Source organism: Bradyrhizobium denitrificans, from assembly GCF_013179005.1.
Taxonomy (GTDB): domain Bacteria; phylum Pseudomonadota; class Alphaproteobacteria; order Rhizobiales; family Xanthobacteraceae; genus Bradyrhizobium; species Bradyrhizobium denitrificans.
On sequence record NZ_JABFDP010000061.1, the window covers coordinates 1 to 18760 of the forward strand.

At 66.2% G+C, this 18760-nt stretch carries 16 protein-coding genes; 11 read left to right on the forward strand and 5 right to left on the reverse strand.

Features of this window, described 5'->3' with window-relative positions; translation table 11 throughout:
• Window positions 1-284 precede the first annotated feature (284 nt).
• The 4 genes from HL671_RS37270 (at window position 285) to HL671_RS37285 (ending at window position 5405) form a co-directional block, all read left to right on the forward strand.
• The gene (locus tag HL671_RS37270) at window positions 285-1274 is read left to right on the forward strand and encodes an ABC transporter ATP-binding protein (protein WP_172244060.1); all 990 of its coding nucleotides are present in this window, start codon (window positions 285-287) and stop codon (window positions 1272-1274) included.
• Window positions 1271-2248 (forward strand): ABC transporter ATP-binding protein, encoded by a 978-nt coding sequence (locus HL671_RS37275; RefSeq protein WP_012045083.1) that lies wholly within the window; start codon window positions 1271-1273, stop codon window positions 2246-2248. The genes HL671_RS37270 and HL671_RS37275 overlap by 4 nt, the downstream gene beginning before the upstream one ends.
• 802 nt (window positions 2249-3050) lie before the next feature.
• The gene (locus tag HL671_RS37280) at window positions 3051-3422 is read left to right on the forward strand and encodes a tRNA-binding protein (protein ID WP_012045082.1); all 372 of its coding nucleotides are present in this window, start codon (window positions 3051-3053) and stop codon (window positions 3420-3422) included.
• 21 nt (window positions 3423-3443) lie between these two features.
• Window positions 3444-5405, forward strand: coding sequence for an alpha amylase C-terminal domain-containing protein (locus HL671_RS37285; protein WP_172244063.1), 1962 nt, complete (start codon window positions 3444-3446; stop codon window positions 5403-5405).
• A 200-nt stretch (window positions 5406-5605) separates the two neighbouring features.
• On the opposite strand, the gene HL671_RS37290 is transcribed toward HL671_RS37285, so the two are convergent.
• Complete coding sequence (locus HL671_RS37290; protein WP_012045080.1) at window positions 5606-6535, reverse strand: diacylglycerol kinase catalytic domain-containing protein; 930 nt, start codon at window positions 6533-6535, stop codon at window positions 5606-5608.
• Window positions 6522-7559 carry an SPFH domain-containing protein gene (locus tag HL671_RS37295; RefSeq protein WP_172244066.1) on the reverse strand — a complete coding sequence of 346 codons (1038 nt, stop codon included), beginning with the start codon at window positions 7557-7559 and terminating at the stop codon, window positions 6522-6524. The genes HL671_RS37290 and HL671_RS37295 overlap by 14 nt, the downstream gene beginning before the upstream one ends.
• A 108-nt stretch (window positions 7560-7667) precedes the next feature.
• Here HL671_RS37295 and HL671_RS37300 point away from each other — a divergent pair, with 108 nt between their 5' ends.
• On the forward strand, window positions 7668-8426 hold the full coding sequence (locus HL671_RS37300; protein WP_172244069.1) for an NUDIX hydrolase: 759 nt from the start codon (window positions 7668-7670) through the stop codon (window positions 8424-8426).
• 137 nt (window positions 8427-8563) lie between these two features.
• Here the strand turns inward: HL671_RS37300 and HL671_RS37305 are convergent, their stop codons facing one another.
• Window positions 8564-9130 carry a hypothetical protein gene (locus tag HL671_RS37305; RefSeq protein ID WP_012045077.1) on the reverse strand — a complete coding sequence of 189 codons (567 nt, stop codon included), beginning with the start codon at window positions 9128-9130 and terminating at the stop codon, window positions 8564-8566.
• 261 nt (window positions 9131-9391) lie between these two features.
• On the opposite strand from HL671_RS37305, the gene HL671_RS37310 reads away from it, so the two are divergent.
• Together HL671_RS37310 and HL671_RS37315 are read left to right on the forward strand one after the other, a co-directional pair.
• Entirely contained in the window at window positions 9392-11491 is a 2100-nt protein-coding gene (locus tag HL671_RS37310; protein ID WP_172244072.1) for a methyl-accepting chemotaxis protein, read from the forward strand.
• Window positions 11492-11623: 132 nt separating this feature from the next.
• Window positions 11624-12850: a CaiB/BaiF CoA transferase family protein gene (locus HL671_RS37315; protein WP_012045075.1), complete on the forward strand. Its 1227-nt coding sequence runs from the start codon at window positions 11624-11626 to the stop codon at window positions 12848-12850.
• A gap of 182 nt (window positions 12851-13032) precedes the next feature.
• Here the strand turns inward: HL671_RS37315 and HL671_RS37320 are convergent, their stop codons facing one another.
• Entirely contained in the window at window positions 13033-13278 is a 246-nt protein-coding gene (locus tag HL671_RS37320; RefSeq protein ID WP_172244075.1) for a hypothetical protein, read from the reverse strand.
• Window positions 13279-13312: 34 nt separating this feature from the next.
• Window positions 13313-13984: a TetR/AcrR family transcriptional regulator gene (locus HL671_RS37325; protein WP_012045073.1), complete on the reverse strand. Its 672-nt coding sequence runs from the start codon at window positions 13982-13984 to the stop codon at window positions 13313-13315.
• Window positions 13985-14197: 213 nt separating this feature from the next.
• Here HL671_RS37325 and HL671_RS37330 point away from each other — a divergent pair, with 213 nt between their 5' ends.
• From HL671_RS37330 to HL671_RS37345, 4 genes are all read left to right on the forward strand, one after another.
• The gene (locus tag HL671_RS37330; RefSeq protein WP_172244078.1) at window positions 14198-15433 is read left to right on the forward strand and encodes an acyl-CoA dehydrogenase family protein; all 1236 of its coding nucleotides are present in this window, start codon (window positions 14198-14200) and stop codon (window positions 15431-15433) included.
• A 264-nt stretch (window positions 15434-15697) separates the two neighbouring features.
• Window positions 15698-16756, forward strand: coding sequence for a phosphotransferase family protein (locus HL671_RS37335; RefSeq protein ID WP_012045071.1), 1059 nt, complete (start codon window positions 15698-15700; stop codon window positions 16754-16756).
• A 424-nt stretch (window positions 16757-17180) separates the two neighbouring features.
• Window positions 17181-17534 carry an NIPSNAP family protein gene (locus tag HL671_RS37340; RefSeq protein ID WP_012045070.1) on the forward strand — a complete coding sequence of 118 codons (354 nt, stop codon included), beginning with the start codon at window positions 17181-17183 and terminating at the stop codon, window positions 17532-17534.
• A gap of 96 nt (window positions 17535-17630) precedes the next feature.
• On the forward strand, window positions 17631-18590 hold the full coding sequence (locus HL671_RS37345) for a phosphotransferase family protein (protein WP_012045069.1): 960 nt from the start codon (window positions 17631-17633) through the stop codon (window positions 18588-18590).
• The last annotated feature ends 170 nt before the right edge of the window (window positions 18591-18760 follow it).

Sequence of the window (18760 nt, forward strand, 5' to 3'; positions counted from 1 at the left end):
AGCCATGTCCCCGGGCTGAACAGCAGCGAAGCAATCCAGCGTCTTTCCACGGTGGGATCCTGGATTGCTTCGCTGCGCTCGCAATGACGGACAGACCGGATGCGAAACCAGACCCTCTCCATGAACACGCCTCTCGGCGTGTTCGTAGTCCGGTGTGCAGTGCCTCGGCTTTTGCCCCTCATGGTGAGGAGCGCCGCGCCGGGCTGATCGTGAGACTGATCAGCCGCAATGCGCGGCGCGTCTCGAACCATGAGGCCCCAACCTACGGCCAGGAGCACCTGTAAATGCCATTGCTCGAGGTCGAGAATCTCCAGGTCCACTTCCGCACCCCCACCGGCATCAACCGCGCCGTCGACGGCGTGTCGTTCCATGTCGATCCCGGCGAGACGCTGGCCATCGTCGGTGAATCCGGCTGCGGCAAGTCGGTCACCTCGATGTCGATGATGCGGCTGATCCCGGAGCCGCCCGGCAAGATTGCCGGGTCGATCAGGCTCGAGGGCAGGGACATACTGGCGCTCTCGGACCGCGAGATGCGCGCATTGCGCGGCAACGACATCTCGATGATCTTCCAGGAGCCGATGACCAGCCTCAATCCGGTGCTGACCGTCGGGCGCCAGATCGGCGAGACCCTGCGGCTGCATCAGGGGCTCGACCAGGCGCAGGCGGAAGCGCGCGCGGTCGAGATGCTGACCCTCGTCGGCATTCCCGAGCCGGCCCGCCGCGTGCGCGAATATCCGCACCAGTTGTCCGGCGGCATGCGCCAGCGCGTGATGATCGCGATGGCGCTCGCCTGCAATCCAAAGCTCCTGATCGCCGACGAGCCGACCACCGCGCTCGACGTCACCATCCAGGCGCAGATCCTCAAGCTGATGCTGGAACTGAAGCAGCGCGTCGGCGCCGCGATCATCCTGATCACCCATGATCTCGGCGTCGTCGCCGAGGTCGCCGAGCGCGTGATGGTGATGTACGCCGGCCGCAAGGTCGAGGAAGCCCCGGTGAAGGAGCTGTTCCGCAGCCCGCGCCATCCCTACACGCAAGGCCTGCTCGGCGCGCTGCCCAAGCTCGGCTCGTCGCTGTCGGGCGAGACCAGGCGCCTTGCGGAAATTCCCGGCCAGGTACCCGACCTGAAGCAGCGCATCGAGGGCTGCGTGTTCGCCGGCCGCTGCGCGCTCGCCACCGATCTCTGCCGGCAATATGCGCCGGGCCTCGAGCAGAAGGCACCGCATCACATCGCCGCCTGTCATTTCGCCGCCAAGGAGCAGGCCGCCGCATGACCATGCCGCTGCTCCAGGTCAACGACCTCAAGAAGCACTTCCCGATCTCGGGCGGCCTGTTCGGCCGCACCAAAAGCAAGGTGCATGCGGTCGACGGCGTATCGTTCGAGATCGCGCGCGGCGAGACGTTGTCGCTGGTCGGCGAGTCCGGCTGCGGCAAGTCGACCGTCGGCCGCGCCATCCTCAGGCTGTTCGACATCACCGCCGGCCAGATCGTGCTCGACGGCCTGCGCATCGACGATCTCGGCCCGCATCGGCTGCGCGAGATGCGCCGCCGCGTGCAGGTGGTGTTCCAGGATCCGTTCTCCAGCCTCAACCCGCGGATGCGGATCCGCGACATCCTGGCCGAGCCGATCAACAATTTCGGCCTCGCCAAGGACGCTGCCGAGCGCGATGCGCGCATTGCCGAACTGATGGAGATCGTCCGGCTGCCGCGCGACGCGGTGAACCGACGCCCGCACGAATTCTCCGGGGGCCAGCGCCAGCGCATCGGCATCGCCCGCGCGCTCGCCGCCAAGCCCGATTTGATCGTCTGCGACGAGGCGGTGTCCGCGCTCGACGTCTCCGTCAAGGCGCAGATCGTCAATTTGCTGCAGGACCTGCAGCGCGAGTTCGGGTTGGCGCTGCTGTTCATCAGCCACGACCTCGCCATCGTCGAGCACATGACGCACCGCGTCGCCGTGATGTATCTCGGCAAGATCGTCGAGATCGCGCCGCGCCGCCAGATCTTTGCCTCGCCCGGCCATCCCTACACCAAGGCGCTGCTCTCAGCCGTGCCGATCCCCGAACCCGGCGCCGAGCGCACCCCGATCATCCTCAAAGGCGACGTGCCCAGCCCCGTCAACCCACCCAAAGGCTGCCGCTTCCACACCCGCTGCCCGCTGGCCTTCGACCGCTGCCGCGTGGAAGCGCCGGAGCTGCGGCTGAAGGGCGAGGACCAGTGGGTGGCGTGTCATCTGGAGAATGCGACGTAGTTGCGTAGCCCGCATAAGCGACAGCCGGCGCGCGGGACGCGCGGCGGCGCCAGCGACATGCGGAGTCTCACGAGCTGTGTCGGAGAACCCGGATGTCGCTGCGCCCGTCCGGGCTACGAGCTATCGTCGCGGAGCTGAGGCGGTTCGCGGTACAAGCCGCACACTGGCGTGCCTACGGTGCCAAGTGCGATGACAGTTTGATGTCCGAGACCGCCGCGCCAATCGTCATTGCGAGCGCAGCGAAGCAATCCAGGGTGGTGTGCGGGACTCTGGATTGCCTCGCTGCGCTCGCAATGACGGAGGAGAGATAGTGCGTTCCTCTCGACGACGTTTTCAGGATGCATTTCACGGTGCCGCGAGACTCAATAAGGCCCTCGCGCGCGCCAACCTCCGCCGTCGTCCCGGGCAAGCCACGACGGCGCGAAGCGGCGGCGGGGCGCTGGCCGAGGGCGCATACTCCGTGTAAGCCGCTGACTTATGCAAGCCGTGCCATCCCGCGCGACGATTTCGGCCGGTGGTGCTGGATCCCTGCGTGCGCAGGGATGACAGCGGCGTTTGTGGAGGCGGCGGGGCGCTGCAGAGACGACGTGGAGCCGATGGCTCGGTGTGTGGAGGCCCAGCCTGCGACCCATCGGCCACACCAGCATCGCCAATCGTCAGGCCAGCGCGCCGTCCCCAGCGCGGTGCATTGTCAGCCTCCCCCTCGGCGACTAGAAATTGATCTCGTTGAGGAATCTCAAGTCCACGCCGCGCCGGGAACCAAGCCTCCCGTGCGGCCTGTCCCGCGTTCGATGAGGCCGCCATGCATCTCGCCCACGATCCCACGGCACAAGCGGCAGCCCAGATCAGCTTCGACCAGTTCCTGAGCGTGGACATCCGGGTCGGCACCATCGTCGCCGCCGAGCCTTATCCGGAGGCGAAGAAGCCGTCGCTGAAGCTGACGATCGATTTCGGCCCCGGTATCGGCACCAAGCGCTCGAGCGCCCAGATCGCCACGCTCTACGATCCCGCGACACTGGTCGGCCGCCAGGTCGCCGGCGTCGTCAACTTCCCGCCGCGCCAGATCGGCAAGTTCATGTCGGAGGTGCTGACGCTCGGCTTTCCGGACGAGGCCGGCAATGTCGTGCTGTTCCAGCCCGACAAGGCCGTGCCGAACGGCGCGCGGCTGTTCTGAGCGCCGGGGAGAGTGACCGCCATGGATATGCTGCTCGAACCTGTTACGCTGCCGCCATTCCCCGAAGGATTGAGGATTTCGCTGCGGCAGATGCATCTTCTCCAGGCTCCCATGGGCGGCACCCTGGTGACCGGCGGCGCCACGTTCCGTGTGTTCGCGCCGCATGCCAGGGCGGTCTACGTCTCCGGCCCGTTCAACGATTGGGCGCAGGATGCGAGCTGCCGGCTGGCGCCGATCGGCAACGGCCATTGGGCGGTCTTCATCCCCGGGCTGAAGGACGGCGACGCCTACATGTATTTCGTCGAGGGCGAGGGCTCCTCGGGCTACAAGCGCGATCCGCATGCGCGCCTGCTCACCGTCGATCCGCCATTTCCGCAGGCGCATTCCGTGCTGCGCAATCCGCAGGCGTTTCCCTGGCACGATACTGACTTCACGCCGCCGCCGTGGAACGAGCTCGTGATCTACCAGCTTCACGTCGGCAGCTTCGACATGAAGGCGGGCAATCCCGACGGCTGCTTCTTCGACGTGATCGAGCGCGTGCCGCATCTGGCCAGGCTCGGCGTCAACGCCATCGAACTGCTGCCGGTGCAGGAATTCCCGACCATGTTCAGCATGGGCTACAACGGCACCGATCTGTTCAGCCCGGAAACCGAGTATGGCGAAGCCGAGGAGACACATCTCGCGGCCTATTTCACGCGCACCAACGAGATCCTTGCGGCGGCGGGCGCCGCGCCTTACGCTGATATCAATGTGGTCAGACATTGCGACGACCAGCTGCGCGCGCTGATCGATGTCTGCCATGTCCATGGCATCGCCGTGCTGTTCGACGTCGTCTACAATCATGCCGGCGGCGGTTTTGACGAGAACAGTATCTGGTTCTTCGACCGCCAGCCTTACGGCGATCCCAATCGCAGCCTGTATTTCACCGACCAGGGCTGGGCTGGCGGGCAGGTGTTCGCCTATTGGAATGCCGATGTGCGGCAGTACCTCGTCGACAACGCCATCATGTTCTATCGCGAATATCACGCCGACGGCCTGCGCTTCGACGAGGTCAGCGTGATGGATCGCTTCGGCGGCTGGGCGACCTGCCAGCAGCTCACCGAGGCGCTGCGCGCCGAGAAGCCGGACGCGATCCAGATCGCCGAATACTGGCCGGTCAATCCCTGGGTGGTGAAGGACATCGCGCAAGGCGGCGCCGGTTTTGACGCGACCTGGAGCGATGGCCTGCGGCTCGCCTTGCGCGGCGCGATCGCCAGCGCGGCCGGCGGCGCGGGAGCGCTCGTTCCAATGCAGCCGATCGCAGCCGCGATCGCCGATCTCAGCCTCGACAAGCGGTGGCGCGCGGTCAATTCGATCGAAAACCACGACATCGTCTATGCCGGCCGCGAGCCGCGCATCCCGCGTCTCGCTGATCCGGTGAACAGCCGCTGCTGGTATGCGCGCAGCCGCAGCCGCGTCGCCACGGGATTGCTGCTGACCGCGCCGGGCATCCCGATGCTGTTCATGGGCCAGGAGCTGTTCGAGGACCGGCCCTGGAGCGACACGCCGAGCCTGGACACCACGATCCAATGGCCGCTGCTCGACGGCGAGGACAAGATCACGGCGGACGCCGTGCGCTTCACGGCCGAGCTGATTGCCATCCGCCGTTCCCATCCGGCGCTGACCGCCGAAGGCTGCGCCATCGTCCACGCCCATGACGGCAACCGCGTGCTCGCCTTTCACCGCTGGGACGGCCAGGGCGACGACGTCATCGTCATCGTGAGTTTGAATGAGACACCGTGGCGCGACTACGCGATCGGCTTCCCGGCGCCTGGGCAGTGGCACGAGGTGTTCAACAGCGACGTCTATGATAACTGGGTCAATCCCGGCGTCGTCGGCAACAACGGCGCGGTGACCGCCAGCGGCCCCGCGCTGCATGGGCAGCCGAGCTCGGCCATGGTGACGATCCCGGCGAACGGTCTGCTGGTGTTTGCGCGGGGGTGACGGACGGTCGCTCCGCCGTCATTGCTGGATGCGCGGAGCGCGATGCGGGACGGGGACACAAGCTCTCTCCACCGTCATTGTGAGCGCAGCGAAGCAATCCAGACCGTTTCCGCGCAGGGATTCTGGATTGCTTCGCTGCGCTCGCAATGACGAATTGAGAGCGGGGGCATTCCATAAGCAGCGTGGCATTCAGGACCGTACTACACGATCAGCCGTCCCTGCCGTTCCGCGATGCCAATCACCGCCTCCGTCCCCGCATTGAAGTCCAGATGATCCGCCTCGATGCCGTCGGAGAAGATGACGCCGTTCTCGGGCATCAGCGAGCGCAGGCGCAGGGTTTCCGCGCCGTTAAGGCCGCCGCACACCAGCGTCGTCTGCGACGTCTTGCTCGGGAATGGCTCGCGCACGGCGAACCGAAGCGCGCGGGCGTCCCAGGGCAGGGCGGTGTAGTCGCCGTCGCCATGTCCGCCATAGCTGCCGGCGATGGCCAGCGCGCCGGTGACGATGCTCTTGAACCAGGCGGTCGAGCCGAGGCCGGTCGTGACGATCAGCCCGCTGGAGGACTGCCGCTCATGGCCATGGTTTGTCGCGATCTCGTAGCGGGCCGAGACATGGGTGCGGGCGCCGATGAAGAGGTCGTTGACGGCGTGCAGCACCTGGCCGTCGGCGAGGCTCGCGCGTGCCATGGTCACGGTCTTGGCCGCGCGCTTGTCGGCGGCGACCTCGGGCAGCAGGGGAGCGAGGTCCTTCGGCGCGAACGGCAGCAGCACGCCGTCATGGCGCTGCGCATCCGGGTTGAGTCCGAGCAGCGGCTGGCCGTCGAGATATTTCATGGTGTTGGCGATCAGGCCGTCCGGCCCGAGCGCCGCGACGATATCTGCGGGACCGAACAGGAAGTTCGGCAGGAAGCTGCGGTCGACGATCTGGTAGCGGCCCCAGCGCTCCAGCGTCTGCGTCGCGGTGGCGCGCGCGGCCTGGTAGGCCGCGTGCTCGCGTTCGTAGTCGGAGAAGTCGGCGCCGAGATGCTCGACATAGAAGCGGGCCTGGTCCGCGGTGAGGAATCTGGCGATCAACTCCTCGAGCCGCGTTCTCCTGGTGACCAGCACCACCTTGCGGTCATTGCCGGACACGGGCAGCCTCCGCGGGCTTCTGCATCAGGCTGTTCAGAAGCTCCGGCGACACGTTGAGCTGCCCGATCTTCTCGGCCTTCTCGGCGAGCCCTGAGAAGGCCTGCGCGATCAGCTGACCCGGCTGCATGCCGGTCGCGGCCAGCGCCTGGATCACGCGGGTGTCGACGCCCTCGAAGATCTTCATCAGCGCCCCGACCCGATACGCCTCGGCATCGGCGAGGGTGCGGGTGTTGGCCGCATTCAGCGCCACGAAATCCTTGCGCCTGGCCTCCAGCCCGATGTCGGCGACCATGCCGGCCTCGCGCAGCTCGTTTGTCTTTGCCGCGACGCTGGCCTCCGCATCCATCTGCGTCTCGCGGATCGACCGCTTCTTCTGCTCGACCGCGATCTCGGTATCGAGCTCGCTCTCGCGGATCGCCCGCTCGCGCTCGACCGCGAAATTGCGCCGCGCGAAGATGGCCTCGTCCGCCGTCTTCAGGATCGCCTCGCGGGCTTCGGCCTCCAGCGCCTTGGCGGTCTCCGGCGTCGGCTTCACCGCGCGGACGGCGACGCCGAGGATCTCCAGCCCCAGCGCATCGATATCGGCGCGGCGCTGCAGCCCCGTCGCGATTGCCTCGGCGATGCGGTCGGACGCCCGCAGTGCTTCCTTCAGGGTCATGTCCTTGACCGCCTGCTGCGCCAGCACCTCGACCGCGCCTAATACGCGCTGCGGCAACTCCTCGGGATCGTCGGACTCATACGTCTTGCCGTCGCGCTTGAGAGTGAAGTTCAGCATCGCCGCCGCCTTCTTCGGCTCGCCGATGCGGTAGGTGACCTGGCCCTGGATCGTCAGCGTCTGAAAGTCGCGGGCGATCTGCTGGAAGATGAAAGCGGCGTCGCGGCTGCCGATCGGGATCGCGACCAGCGAGGTGGCGGGCCCGTAATAGAAGGTGGAGAGCCCGGCGCCTTCCTCGACCACCGCTCCGGCGCGGTACTTGAGCAGATAGGTGGTGGGCTGGGCCTTGATGAAGCGAATGCCGAACATGGCGGCCTCCTGACATTGACCGGCGTAAGTGTGTCACGCCAACTAAGTAAGTTGGACAGTACAACTAAGTGTGTTAGTGTCAAGCGGCATTTTGGCGGGGCGAGCGGTATGGCGGGACGGCACGGGCAGGGCGATGCGGCGGGGGATCAGGGGCGGAGCGGCGCGAAGGCGCCCGGGCTCGATTTCCCGCGGCCATTGACGACGGTTGACATCGTCATCTTCACGATCCGGCAGGAGGCGCTGCAGGTGCTCCTGGTGCGACGTGGCAGCGGACCCGGCGAGCCGTTCCCGGGCACCTTCGCCTTGCCGGGGGGCTTCGTCGACATCGCCAGGGATCGCGATCTCGAAGCCTGCGCGCGGCGCAAGCTCGCCGAGAAGACCGGCGTCGTGAGCCCCTATCTGGAGCAGCTTGGCAGCTGGGGCAGTGCGGACCGCGATCCGCGCGGCTGGTCGGCCACGCATGCCTATTTTGCGCTGATCCCCGGCTCAGCGGTGGAGGCGGCGCTCGCAGCCGATGTGCAATGGTTTCCGCTCGAAGGCACAGGCGTGACGCCGAAGCTCGCCTTCGATCACGCCGAGATCCTGCAGGCCGCCGTGCAGCGGCTGCGCAACAAGGTCGAGTACACCTCGCTGCCGGCCTATCTGATGCCCAAGGAGTTCACGTTGCCCGAGTTGCAGCGGACCTATGAGATCGTGCTGGATCGTGCGCTGGAGAAGAGTGCGTTCCGCACCCGCATGCTCTCGGCCGACCTGATCGAGCCGATCGCCAAGATGCGGAAAGGGCCGAACCGGCCGGCGCAGCTCTATCGGCTGAAAAAGACGGCCGCGCCGGTGTATTTCGCAAGGACGTTCAACGCGCCGGAGTAACGGTCCGTAGCCCGCAGGAGCGCAGCGACATGCGGGGTCTCGCGGGCGGTTGCGATGATCCCGGATGTCGCTTCCGCCGCCGCCCTGGCGGGTGCCGGCCTGCGCTCATCCGCGCTCCGCGGCGCGTCACCGGTCCGTCAGGCCGAGAAGTCCACCACCAGCGATTTGCTGGTCGTGCTCGACGAGCTGCTGCCGTTGGCGCTGTAGGACGAGGTTTTGCTGCTGTTCGAACTTTGCAGCGCTTCGAGCAGCTTCTTCAGGAGCTCTTCGAGGTCGGAGGACGTGCTTGACGACGACGAGGAGGACGACGAGGACGACGTGCTCGAGGTGGTGTCGCTGCTGCTGTCGTCGGCCGGCGGCGGGCCGCCGGCGCCGCCCGGACCGCCGGAGAAGGCGTTGGCGAAGACGTTCTTCAGTTCGCTCGCCTGGTCGGCGGTGAGCTTGCCGCTGTCGACTTCGCTCTGGATGAGATCGTCGATCTTCGACTGCATCTCCTTGGGCGAGGGCGGCGTGCTGGAGCTCGTCGTGGACGATGAGCTGCTGCTGCCGCTCTGCAGTGCGGAATCGATGTCGTCCAGCGCCGACGACAGCGCCGTCTGGTCGGTGGCGCTGACCTTGCCGGCCGAGACTTCCTTGGCGAGTTCCTGCTTGAGCAGGTCGAGCGGCGAGTAGCCGCTCATCGAGGAGGCAGAGATCGATGTCATGGCATGCTCCGGGGTTGGGACATCAAACCTGCGTCCAGGTGCGACGGTAACTTTTAACAGCTCCTTGTTGCGTATGTCCCGATGTGTCTCGAGTCCCGTCGCACACAAAACGAAGCAAGAAAGTTGGTCGAGCTCCGTAGAAATGCGGGGGAATGGCCCTGCGGGAGCGCCGCTATGCTTACTAACGGACTTACATAGGACGGAAAATTAATCAGCCCCCCGGATTCTCCGACCAACAAGTTCACGGGTGGGATTCGATAGATGCGACTCTTCAACGGCCTGACGATACGAACCATGCTCGGGGTGATCATCGGAGCCCTGGCCCTGTTGTTGATCGGTAGCCTGGCGAGCGGACTGCTCGACGCCTTCAGCCGCACCCAGTCGGCCCAGCGCATCGCCCGGCTGGCGGGAGCGGACCAGCAGCTGTTCAACACGTTGATGGGCTTCCGGCTGGAGCGCGGCACCTTCCTGGCGACGCTGGTGGCGGAGGGCACGGCGGATGCGGCAGCCGACACCCGCATTGCGACCAATCGCCAGATCTCGGAGACCGCCTACAAGCAGGTCCAGGAGGCGTTGTCCGGCTTTGCCGATGCCCGCATCGCCGGCCGGCTGAGCAGCCTCGTCACCGCGCATGACCGTCTCGCAGGCGTGCGTCCCGACGCCGAACGCGCGATCCATCAGCCCAAGGCCGCGCGCGACATGCAGGCCGCGGATGCGTTCCGCAAGGCCGCCCAGGACTATCTCGACGCGCTGCTGGTGATCGCCGCCGATCTCGAGGAGACCATCAAGCTCGTCGATCCCGTCGTCGACCAGATGGTCCAGGTCAAGCAATCAGCCTGGGCCGCGCGCAATTTCGGCGGCCAGTTTGCCGTGCGCATCGAGAATGCCGCGGCCTCCGGCAAGCCATGGAGCGTGGCGGACATTGTCGGCGGCGCCGAGGAATCCGGCCGGCAGATGCAGGCCTGGAGCCAGGTGGTCGCCGCCGCCGCGCGGGCCGATGCTCCGGCCGCGCTGGTCGAAGCGGTCAACCGCTCCAGGCAGTCCGATGCGGTGGCGATGGCCGAACAGCAGGCCGGCCTGGTCAAGGCGTTGCGCAACAACCAGACCATCGAGTTCAAATTCGCCGAACTGTCCAAGCTCAACACGGCGCTGCTGTCCTACAGTGTCGATGCCGCGAATGCCGCGCTCGCCGAAATGGTGGCGGTCGCCGGACGGCGGATCAGTGAGGCGCGTGAGAGTCTCATCCTCAATGCCGTGATGATGGTGCTGGCGCTGGCGGTTGCGCTGGTGGGCCTGGCGGTGGTGCAGCGTCGCATCTCGGCGGCGATCCGCTCTCTGGATGCGGCGATGCGCCGGCTGGCCGATCGGGACTACACGATCGAGCTCGCCGGGCTCGATCGCCGCGACGAGATCGGGGAGATGTCGCGCGCGGTCGCCGTCTTCAAGGACAGCATGATCGCGGGCGACCGGCTGGCGAGCGAGAGGGAGGCCGAGCAGGGCCGCCGCGAACGCCGCCAGAGCACCGTCGACCAGCTGATCCGCCAGTTCGAGGCGACCGTCACCTCGTCGCTGCAGACCTTGACCTCGGCTTCGAATGAGCTGAACGCGACCGCGCAATCGATGTCGACCATCGCCGACCAGGGGCGCGCCAAGGCGTCCGCCGTTGCCGAGGTGTCGCACCGCGCCTCCGGCAATGTCCAGATGGTGGCGGCGGCGACGGAGGAACTGTCGGCCTCGATCACCGAGATCAGCCGTCAGGTGACCGAATCGACCTCGATCGCCAGCGCCGCGGTGACGCAGGCCGAGAAGACCAATGACGAGGTGCGGGCGCTGTCGGATGCCGCGCAGCGCATCGGCGATGTCGTCGCGCTGATCAGCGGCATCGCCGAGCAGACCAATCTGCTCGCCCTGAACGCGACCATCGAGGCGGCGCGCGCCGGCGAGGCCGGCAAGGGCTTCGCGGTGGTCGCCGCCGAGGTCAAGACGCTCGCCAACCAGACCGCCAAGGCGACCGAGGAGATCACCTCGCAGGTCGCCGGCATCCAGGGCGCGACCAAGGCCTCGGTGGAGGCCATCCAGGCGATCTCCACGACCATCCAGCGCGTCAACCAGATCGCCTCGGCGATCGCAGCCGCGGTCGAGCAGCAGGGGGCGGCGACGCGCGAGATCGCGCGCAATGTGCAGCAGGCCTCGGAGGGAACCAACGCGGTGTCGGACAATATTTCCAGCGTGTCGGAGGCAACCGCCGCCACCGGCCAGGCGGCCGGCGGGGTGCTGGAGTCGGTGCGCACGTTGTCGAAGCTGTCCGCCGACCTGCGCCACGACGTCGACCAGTTCGTGAGCCAGCTCCGCGCGGCCTGACGCGCGGCCGCCGGCAGGGCGGCATGCCGAGAGCGCAGTGCTCCCGGTGCCAAAATGGTGTATCCGCGAGAGCTCGCGCCTGATCCTGCCGGTTCAGTCCGCGACAAGGAATATGCTCCCGGAGGAACATCCATGTCGGCCCTGCCGCTGTCTGGCATCAAGATTCTCGACCTCACGCGCGTGCTGGCCGGACCGTTATCGGCCCAGATGCTGGCCGATCTCGGCGCCGAGGTGATCAAGATCGAACGGCCCGGCACTGGCGACGATGCGCGCGCCTTCGGGCCGCCTTATCTCAAGGATCCGGACGGCAAGGCCAACAACAACAACTCGTTCTATCTCTGCGCCAACCGCAACAAGAAGTCGGTCACGGTCAACATCGCCTCGAGCGACGGGCAGGAGATCATCCGCGCCCTGGCGAAAGATTGCGACGTGTTCATGGAGAACTACAAGGTCGGCGATCTCAAGCGCTATGGCCTCGACTATGAGGCGATCAAAGCCGTCAATCCCGACGTGATCTATTGCTCGGTCACCGGCTTCGGCCAGACCGGGCCCTATGCGCCGCGCGCCGGCTATGACGCGATCTTCCAGGCGATGGGCGGGCTGATGAGCGTGACCGGCCACATGGACGGCGAGCCGGGCGCCGGGCCGATGAAGGTCGGTCCCTCGATCGTCGACTACATGACCGGGATGAACACCTCGATCGGCATTCTCTCGGCGCTGTATCATCGCGACGTCAATGGCGGCGGCGGCCAGCATGTCGACGTCTGCCTGTTCGACACCGTGATCGCCTCGCTGTCGCACTACGCCCAGATCTTCCTGGTCAACGGCAAGTCGCCGCCGCGCCGCGGCACCTGGGGCAATGGCGGCATGCCGGCCGGCGTGTTCCGCTGCACCGATGGCGAATTGATGCTGGTGGTCGGCAATGACGGGCAATTCGCCCGCACCTGCGCCGTGCTCGGCGCGCCGGAGCTCGCCACCGATCCGAAATTCGTCAAGAACAACGACCGCGTCGTCAACGGCAAGGAGATCATGGCGATCTATGCCGGCCTGTTCCTGAAGAACTCGGTCGCGCATTGGCTGGAGCAACTGGAGAAAGCGGGTGTGCCTTGCGGCCCCGTCAACGATTTCGCCCATGTGTTCGCCGATCCGCATGTGCGCTCGCGCGGCATGGAGGTGAAGGTCGAGCACCCGTTCGAGCCGCAATTGTCGCTGATCCGCAACGCGCTCACGTTCTCCGGTACGCCGATCACGGAGTACCGCGCGCCGCCGCTGCTCGGCGCCGACACGCAAGACGTGCTGTCGAGCCTCGGTTATGACGACGCGAAGATCGCCGCGCTGAAGCAGCAGGGTGTGGTGTAGGACGCCATTGGTTGTGACCTCCGTCCACGCTGTGTTGGCGGCGCGGACAACGATGCCGGCGATCAATGTCCGGTCTCTCCACCGTCAATGCGAGCGCAGCGAAGCAATCCAGAGTCCCGCCCACCACCCTGGAGTGCTTCGCTGCGCTCGCAATGACGGGGAGAGAGTACGAACTCCCGTGATCACCGCGTGTGGTGATGACGGTGCCGCTTCGCCTTGTATCGTGGGGAATGATAGCGCGGCTCTGCCACGAAAGGGGCCGGCGGCTGCGCGCCGAGCTGCTGTCGCGATTCCTGCAGGCGGCGCTGATAGCCCGGTGAGTTCATGATGTTGGCGGCGGCGCCGCGGGCCAGCACCGGCTCGCTCGCCGTCACCATCGCAAGCGCCGTCGCGACGACGGCCATGATCAATCGCAGACACTGCGGCATCAGGGGGCTTCCTTCTTGTCCAGCGAAGCGAGGTCTAGCGCGCCTCGCGCGCTGCGACCTTGACCTTCGACTTTGCCGCCTGATCGCGCGCGGTCAAGCCGAGCACGGCGCCGCGCACCACCCGCGCGATCACATCCTCGACATCGTCGAGATCGCATTGCCCGTCGGACAGCTTGGTCAGCCGCTCGCTCTCGCGAATGGTGTGATGCGCCATGGCGAGCGCGAAATGCAGGCCCCAGAACAGGTCGACCTCGGCGCTGTCGGGCAGGGCGCGCCGCATCGCGCCGGCGAATTTGCGCAAATGGTCGATTTCCTTGGTCTTGATGCGGCGGATCGGCGGCACCGACTCGATCGAGGCGCGGATCATGAACTGCGCCACCGGCGAGCGCTGGTTCTCCGGTCCAAGGCAGCCGCGCAGGATCGGGCCGACCAGCGCGCGCAGGATGTCGCTGATATCGGCGCGGCCGCCGCCGGCCTCCTCGGCCGCGCGCAGCTCGCGCAGGCGCTCGCGGTTGAGCGCGATCGAGCGGGTCACGAACAGTTCGGCGATCAATTCGTCCTTGGAGCCGAAATGATAGTTCACCGCGGCGAGGTTGACGTTGGCCTCTGCCACGATGTCGCGCAGCGTCACCTCGGAAAAGCCGCGCTCGGCATAGAGCCGCTCGGCGGCGGTCAGGATCGCAGTCCGGGTCTGGTCGGTCGCCATGGTCGCTCCCGGGGAGTTGCATTTCAAACAATTGTATGAAACTATTGTTTGAGACGGCCGGAATGTCAATCGCGGTGCTTCCGCGGGACGAGATTTCGGCGCTGCAGCGACGCCCTCGCGCGGTCGTGTCGCGCAAGATCGCACTTGCGCGGACGCCGTGAGCGGGCTGACACTGCGGCCAAAATTCCAGAGGAAACGCTCAAGGAGAGTCCCATGGACTTCACGATGTCGGCGAAGCAGCAGGAATGGCTGGAGCGCGTGCGCAGCTTCATGACCAAGCATGTCCGCCCGGCGGTGCCGATCTACAAGCAGCAGGACGCCGAGGGCGACCGCTGGAAGGTGATTCCGATCCTGGAGGATCTCAAGGCCAAGGCGAAGGCCGAGGGTTTGTGGAACATGTTCATGCCGCCGTCGCCGCATGAGGACGACGAGTTCCGCGGCGCCGGCCTGACCAATCTCGAATACGCGCTGCTGTCGGAGGAGATGGGCCGCATCTCCTGGGCGTCGGAGGTGTTCAACTGCTCGGCGCCGGACACTGGCAACATGGAGGTGTTCATCCGCTACGGCACCAAGGAGCAGAAGCGCAAATGGCTGCGCCCGCTGATGGACGGCGAGATCCGCTCGGCGTTCCTGATGACCGAGCCGGCGGTGGCGTCGTCGGATGCCACCAACATCGAGACGCGGATCGTGCGTGACGGCGATCATTATGTCATCAACGGCCGCAAATGGTGGTCGTCGGGCGTCGGCGATCCCCGTTGCAAGATTGCCATCCTGATGGGCAAGACCGATCCGTCGGCCGCCAAGCATCAGCAGCAGTCACAGATCCTGGTGCCGCTCGACACCCCCGGCATCAAGGTCGAGAAGATGCTGCCGGTGTTCGGCTTCGATGACGCGCCGCACGGCCATGCCCAGGTGCTGCTTGCGAACGTTCGCGTCCCTGCGGAGAACATCCTGCTCGGCGAGGGCCGCGGCTTCGAGATCGCGCAGGGCCGCCTCGGTCCGGGCCGCATCCATCACTGCATGCGGACCATCGGCAAGGCCGAGGAGTCGCTGGAGAAGATGGTGCGCCGGCTGATGACGCGCACCGCCTTCGGCAAGAAGATCATCGAGCATTCGGTGTGGGAGCAGCGCATCGGCGAGGCCCGCACCAACATCGAAATGTGCCGGCTGTTGTGTCTCAAGGCCGCCGACATGATGGACAAGGTCGGCAACAAGACCGCCCAGGGCGAGATCGCGATGATCAAGGTCGCCGCCCCGAACATGGCGCTCAAGATCATCGACGACGCCATCCAGGCGTTCGGCGGCGCCGGCGTGTCTGACGATGCGGGTCTTGCCAAGGACTATGCCAACATCCGCACGCTGCGTCTTGCCGACGGTCCCGACGAGGTGCACAACCGTGCCATCGCCCGGCTCGAGATGAAGAAATACGCCAACGAGCCGCGGCATTGAGCTTAAACTCGTAGGGTGGGCAAAGCCTCCGTCGTCGCGCGAAGCGCGATGATGGAGGCGTGCCCAGACCGCAGGTCCGGGTCTGCCGGCATGGTTTGTACGCGACGCTCGCAATCACGAACTCCGTCATTGTGAGCGTCGCGAAGCAATCCAGAGTCCCGGCGTATCCCTGGATTGCTTCGCTGCGCTCGCAATGACGGAAGGAACGACCGGCGAGAATGGCCGCCGATCGTGGGATGAGACGTAACACCAAGGGAGTTCGTCGTGGCCGACGGCGTCAAGAAGGACGAAGAATTCTCCGGCACCAAGCCGGTCGAGGAGCGGCATCGCTTTGACGAGGCCAGGCTCGCGGCCTGGATGGACCAGCATGTCGAGGGCTATGCCGGCCCGCTGACCGTCGAGCAGTTCAAGGGCGGCCAGTCGAACCCGACCTATCGGCTGAACACGCCGGGGCGCTCCTATGTGCTCAGGCGCAAGCCGTTCGGCAAGCTGTTGCCGTCGGCGCATGCGGTCGACCGCGAATTCCGCGTCATCGCAGCCCTCGGCAAGCAGGGCTTTCCCGTCGCCAAGGCTTACGCGCTCTGCAACGATGATAGCGTCATCGGCGCCGCCTTCTACATCATGTCGATGGAGGAGGGCCGGGTGTTCTGGGATCCGACCCTGCCGCATGTCGACGCCGCCGAGCGCCGCGCGATCTTCACCAGCAAGATCGAGACCCTGGCGAAGCTGCACACCTACGATCCCGCCGCGATCGGGCTGGCCGATTTCGGCAAGCCCGGCAACTATTTTGCCCGGCAGGTCGACCGCTGGACCAAGCAGTATCGCGCCTCCGAGACCGAGCATCTGCCGGAGATGGAGAAGCTGATCGAATGGCTGCCGCGCACCTTGCCGGCGCAGCAGCGCGTCTCGATCGTGCATGGCGACTACCGGCTCGACAACATGATCTTCCACGCGACCGAGCCGCGCGTCATCGCGGTGCTCGACTGGGAACTGTCGACGCTCGGCGATCCCATGGCCGACTTCACCTACCTGCTGATGCAGTGGATCATGCCGGGCCTCGACGGCGTGGATCTGAAGGCCAGGAACATCCCGACCATGGAGGAGGCGGCCGCGATCTATTGCGCTGTCACCGGCGTCGTACTGCCCGACCTCAACTGGTACTTTGCCTACAATCTGTTCCGTCTCGCCGGCATCCTCCAAGGCATCATCGGCCGCATCCGCGACGGCACCGCCGCCAACGACAAGGCGATCGAATCGGTCAAGCGCATGGTGCCGATGACCAAGCAGGCCTGGGCCTACGCGCAAAAGGCCGGCGCGACCTGACCGACCGCGACAGAGGGCGGTGAGACCGGGCCTGCGCGTTGCGCGGCCCTTCGCGCCTCCGCTCTCCTCCGTCATTGCGAGAGCTGCGCTCGCAATGACGGAGGAGCGTCCGCCCCGCCGCCCGACCATCGCTGTCATTCCGGAGCCCGAGCCCGGAATCCGTCGGCCGGCAGAGCGCGGGAAGGATGAGATTCCTGTCTCTGGTGTCACTGTCATGGCGGCCTCGTTTGGAGCGGCGGCGGAATGCTCACGATTTGGGAGCACCGCAGGCGAGGCACGGCCACGTTACCCGGATGAGCAAAGGCGATGTGCGGTTCATCGCCAAGTCCCTTAAGACCCCGACACCGTCTGCGCCTCGCGCCGATCTTTCCGGCTGGCGCATCGGCATGGCTGTTCCCATATCCCCGGATCACGAGGAGCCGCCATGATCCATCAACTTCGCATCTACGAGATCTTCGAGCACAACAAGGCGGCGTTTCACGCCCGCTTTCGCGACCACGCCGCCCGCATCATGCGCACGCGCTACGATTTCCAGATCGTGGCGATGTGGGAGAGCAGGTTCGGCGAGCGGACCGAGTTCGTCTACGTGCTGGAATGGCCTGACGAGGCCGCGAAGACCGCGGGGTGGACGGCGTTCATGGCCGATGCCGAATGGGCCGAGATCAAGCGCGTCACCCATGTCGAGCATGGGCTGATGGTCGGCCAGATCGAGGACCGTTTGCTCGCGCCGGTGGATTATTCGCCGGCGTGGGGGCACGGCCTGTTGGCGCGAGCTTGACGGCGAACGATCCGGGGGGCACGGAGCACGTCGAGTCGGGAGGCGCGCGGGCCGTGGCCTCGTGGATGCTGTCTGGCCGCCGGGAGCTTCGATGTCATGTCTCCGATCGTCATCAAGCCTGATCTCGCGATTGATCTTGCCACCGCCGGCGCCGTCGTCGCCCGGACCGGCGTCGACGGGCAGATTGCGGCGATCTCGTTGCTGTATGGCGGTGAGATCAGTGCGGTGTACGAGCTGGCTCTGGCTGGAGGCCTGCCGCCGCTGGTGCTGAAGATCTATCCCGACAGCATGAGCTGGAAGATGCGCAAGGAGGCGCGCATGCTCGATCTGGTACGGGACAGGTTGCCGGTGCCGGCGCCCCGGCTGCATCTGGCCGACGCCTCGCGTGATCTGATTGGCCTCGATTACGTCGTCATGAGCAGGCTGGCGGGCGACAGGCTCGGTCCGCTCGAGCAGCAGCTGCCGCCGCCGCTGCGGCAGTCGGCATTCCGGCAGGTCGGCCGGTTATCGCGTGCGTTCCACGACATTGCGATGGAGGCCTTCGGCTATATCGGCCCCGACGGCGTCTGGACCGCGCATGCCGACAATCGCACCTATCTCACCGTCCAGTTCGACCGCAAGCTGACCGAATTCAGCAGCCGCGGCGGTGCCCCCGATCTCGCGCTGCGCATCGCGCGTCACGTCGAGGCCTGCAGCGGTCTGTTCGAGGCCTGCGCGGCGCCCGTGCTCTGCCACAACGATCTGCATCCGGGCAACATTCTGGCGCGCGCCGACGACGACACGGTGACCCTGACCGGGGTCGTCGATTTCGAGGGCGCGCTGGCGGGCGACCCGCTCAAGGATGTCGCCAAGGCGCTGTACTATCTGTCGGCCGGGCAGCGCGAGGCTTTCCTCGAAGGCTACGGTCCGATGACGCGCACCGAGGTCGGCGCGACGCTCGACATCTACCGCCTGCTGTTCTCGCTCGAGCTGTGGTGCTGGTACGCCCAGTTCGACGCAACGGACAAGCTCGCGCCGCTGATCGCCGACATGGAGCTCCTGCTGCGCTCGCAATGAGTCGGCTCGCCCGGATGAGCGACAGCCGGCGCGCGGGACGCGTCGGCGCCGGCGAGATGCGGGGTCTCACATGCGGTGTCGGAGAACCCGGATGTCGCGCTCGCCTGCGCCCTGCGGGCTTTGGCGTGCGCTCATCCGGGCTTCTGTAACGGGCCTTGGTTTGTCAATCC

Excerpts from the sequence above, each read along its gene's own strand:
- HL671_RS37270 (WP_172244060.1), top strand. The coding sequence starts at position 285 with ATGCCATTGCTCGAGGTCGAGAATCTCCAGGTCCACTTCCGCACCCCC.
- HL671_RS37275 (WP_012045083.1), top strand. The coding sequence starts at position 1,271 with ATGACCATGCCGCTGCTCCAGGTCAACGACCTCAAGAAGCACTTCCCG.
- HL671_RS37280 (WP_012045082.1), top strand. The coding sequence starts at position 3,051 with ATGCATCTCGCCCACGATCCCACGGCACAAGCGGCAGCCCAGATCAGC.
- HL671_RS37285 (WP_172244063.1), top strand. The coding sequence starts at position 3,444 with ATGGATATGCTGCTCGAACCTGTTACGCTGCCGCCATTCCCCGAAGGA.
- HL671_RS37295 (WP_172244066.1), bottom strand. The coding sequence starts at position 7,559 with ATGTTCGGCATTCGCTTCATCAAGGCCCAGCCCACCACCTATCTGCTC.
- HL671_RS37300 (WP_172244069.1), top strand. The coding sequence starts at position 7,668 with ATGGCGGGACGGCACGGGCAGGGCGATGCGGCGGGGGATCAGGGGCGG.
- HL671_RS37305 (WP_012045077.1), bottom strand. The coding sequence starts at position 9,130 with ATGACATCGATCTCTGCCTCCTCGATGAGCGGCTACTCGCCGCTCGAC.
- HL671_RS37310 (WP_172244072.1), top strand. The coding sequence starts at position 9,392 with ATGCGACTCTTCAACGGCCTGACGATACGAACCATGCTCGGGGTGATC.
- HL671_RS37315 (WP_012045075.1), top strand. The coding sequence starts at position 11,624 with ATGTCGGCCCTGCCGCTGTCTGGCATCAAGATTCTCGACCTCACGCGC.
- HL671_RS37320 (WP_172244075.1), bottom strand. The coding sequence starts at position 13,278 with ATGCCGCAGTGTCTGCGATTGATCATGGCCGTCGTCGCGACGGCGCTT.
- HL671_RS37325 (WP_012045073.1), bottom strand. The coding sequence starts at position 13,984 with ATGGCGACCGACCAGACCCGGACTGCGATCCTGACCGCCGCCGAGCGG.
- HL671_RS37330 (WP_172244078.1), top strand. The coding sequence starts at position 14,198 with ATGGACTTCACGATGTCGGCGAAGCAGCAGGAATGGCTGGAGCGCGTG.
- HL671_RS37340 (WP_012045070.1), top strand. The coding sequence starts at position 17,181 with ATGATCCATCAACTTCGCATCTACGAGATCTTCGAGCACAACAAGGCG.
- HL671_RS37345 (WP_012045069.1), top strand. The coding sequence starts at position 17,631 with ATGTCTCCGATCGTCATCAAGCCTGATCTCGCGATTGATCTTGCCACC.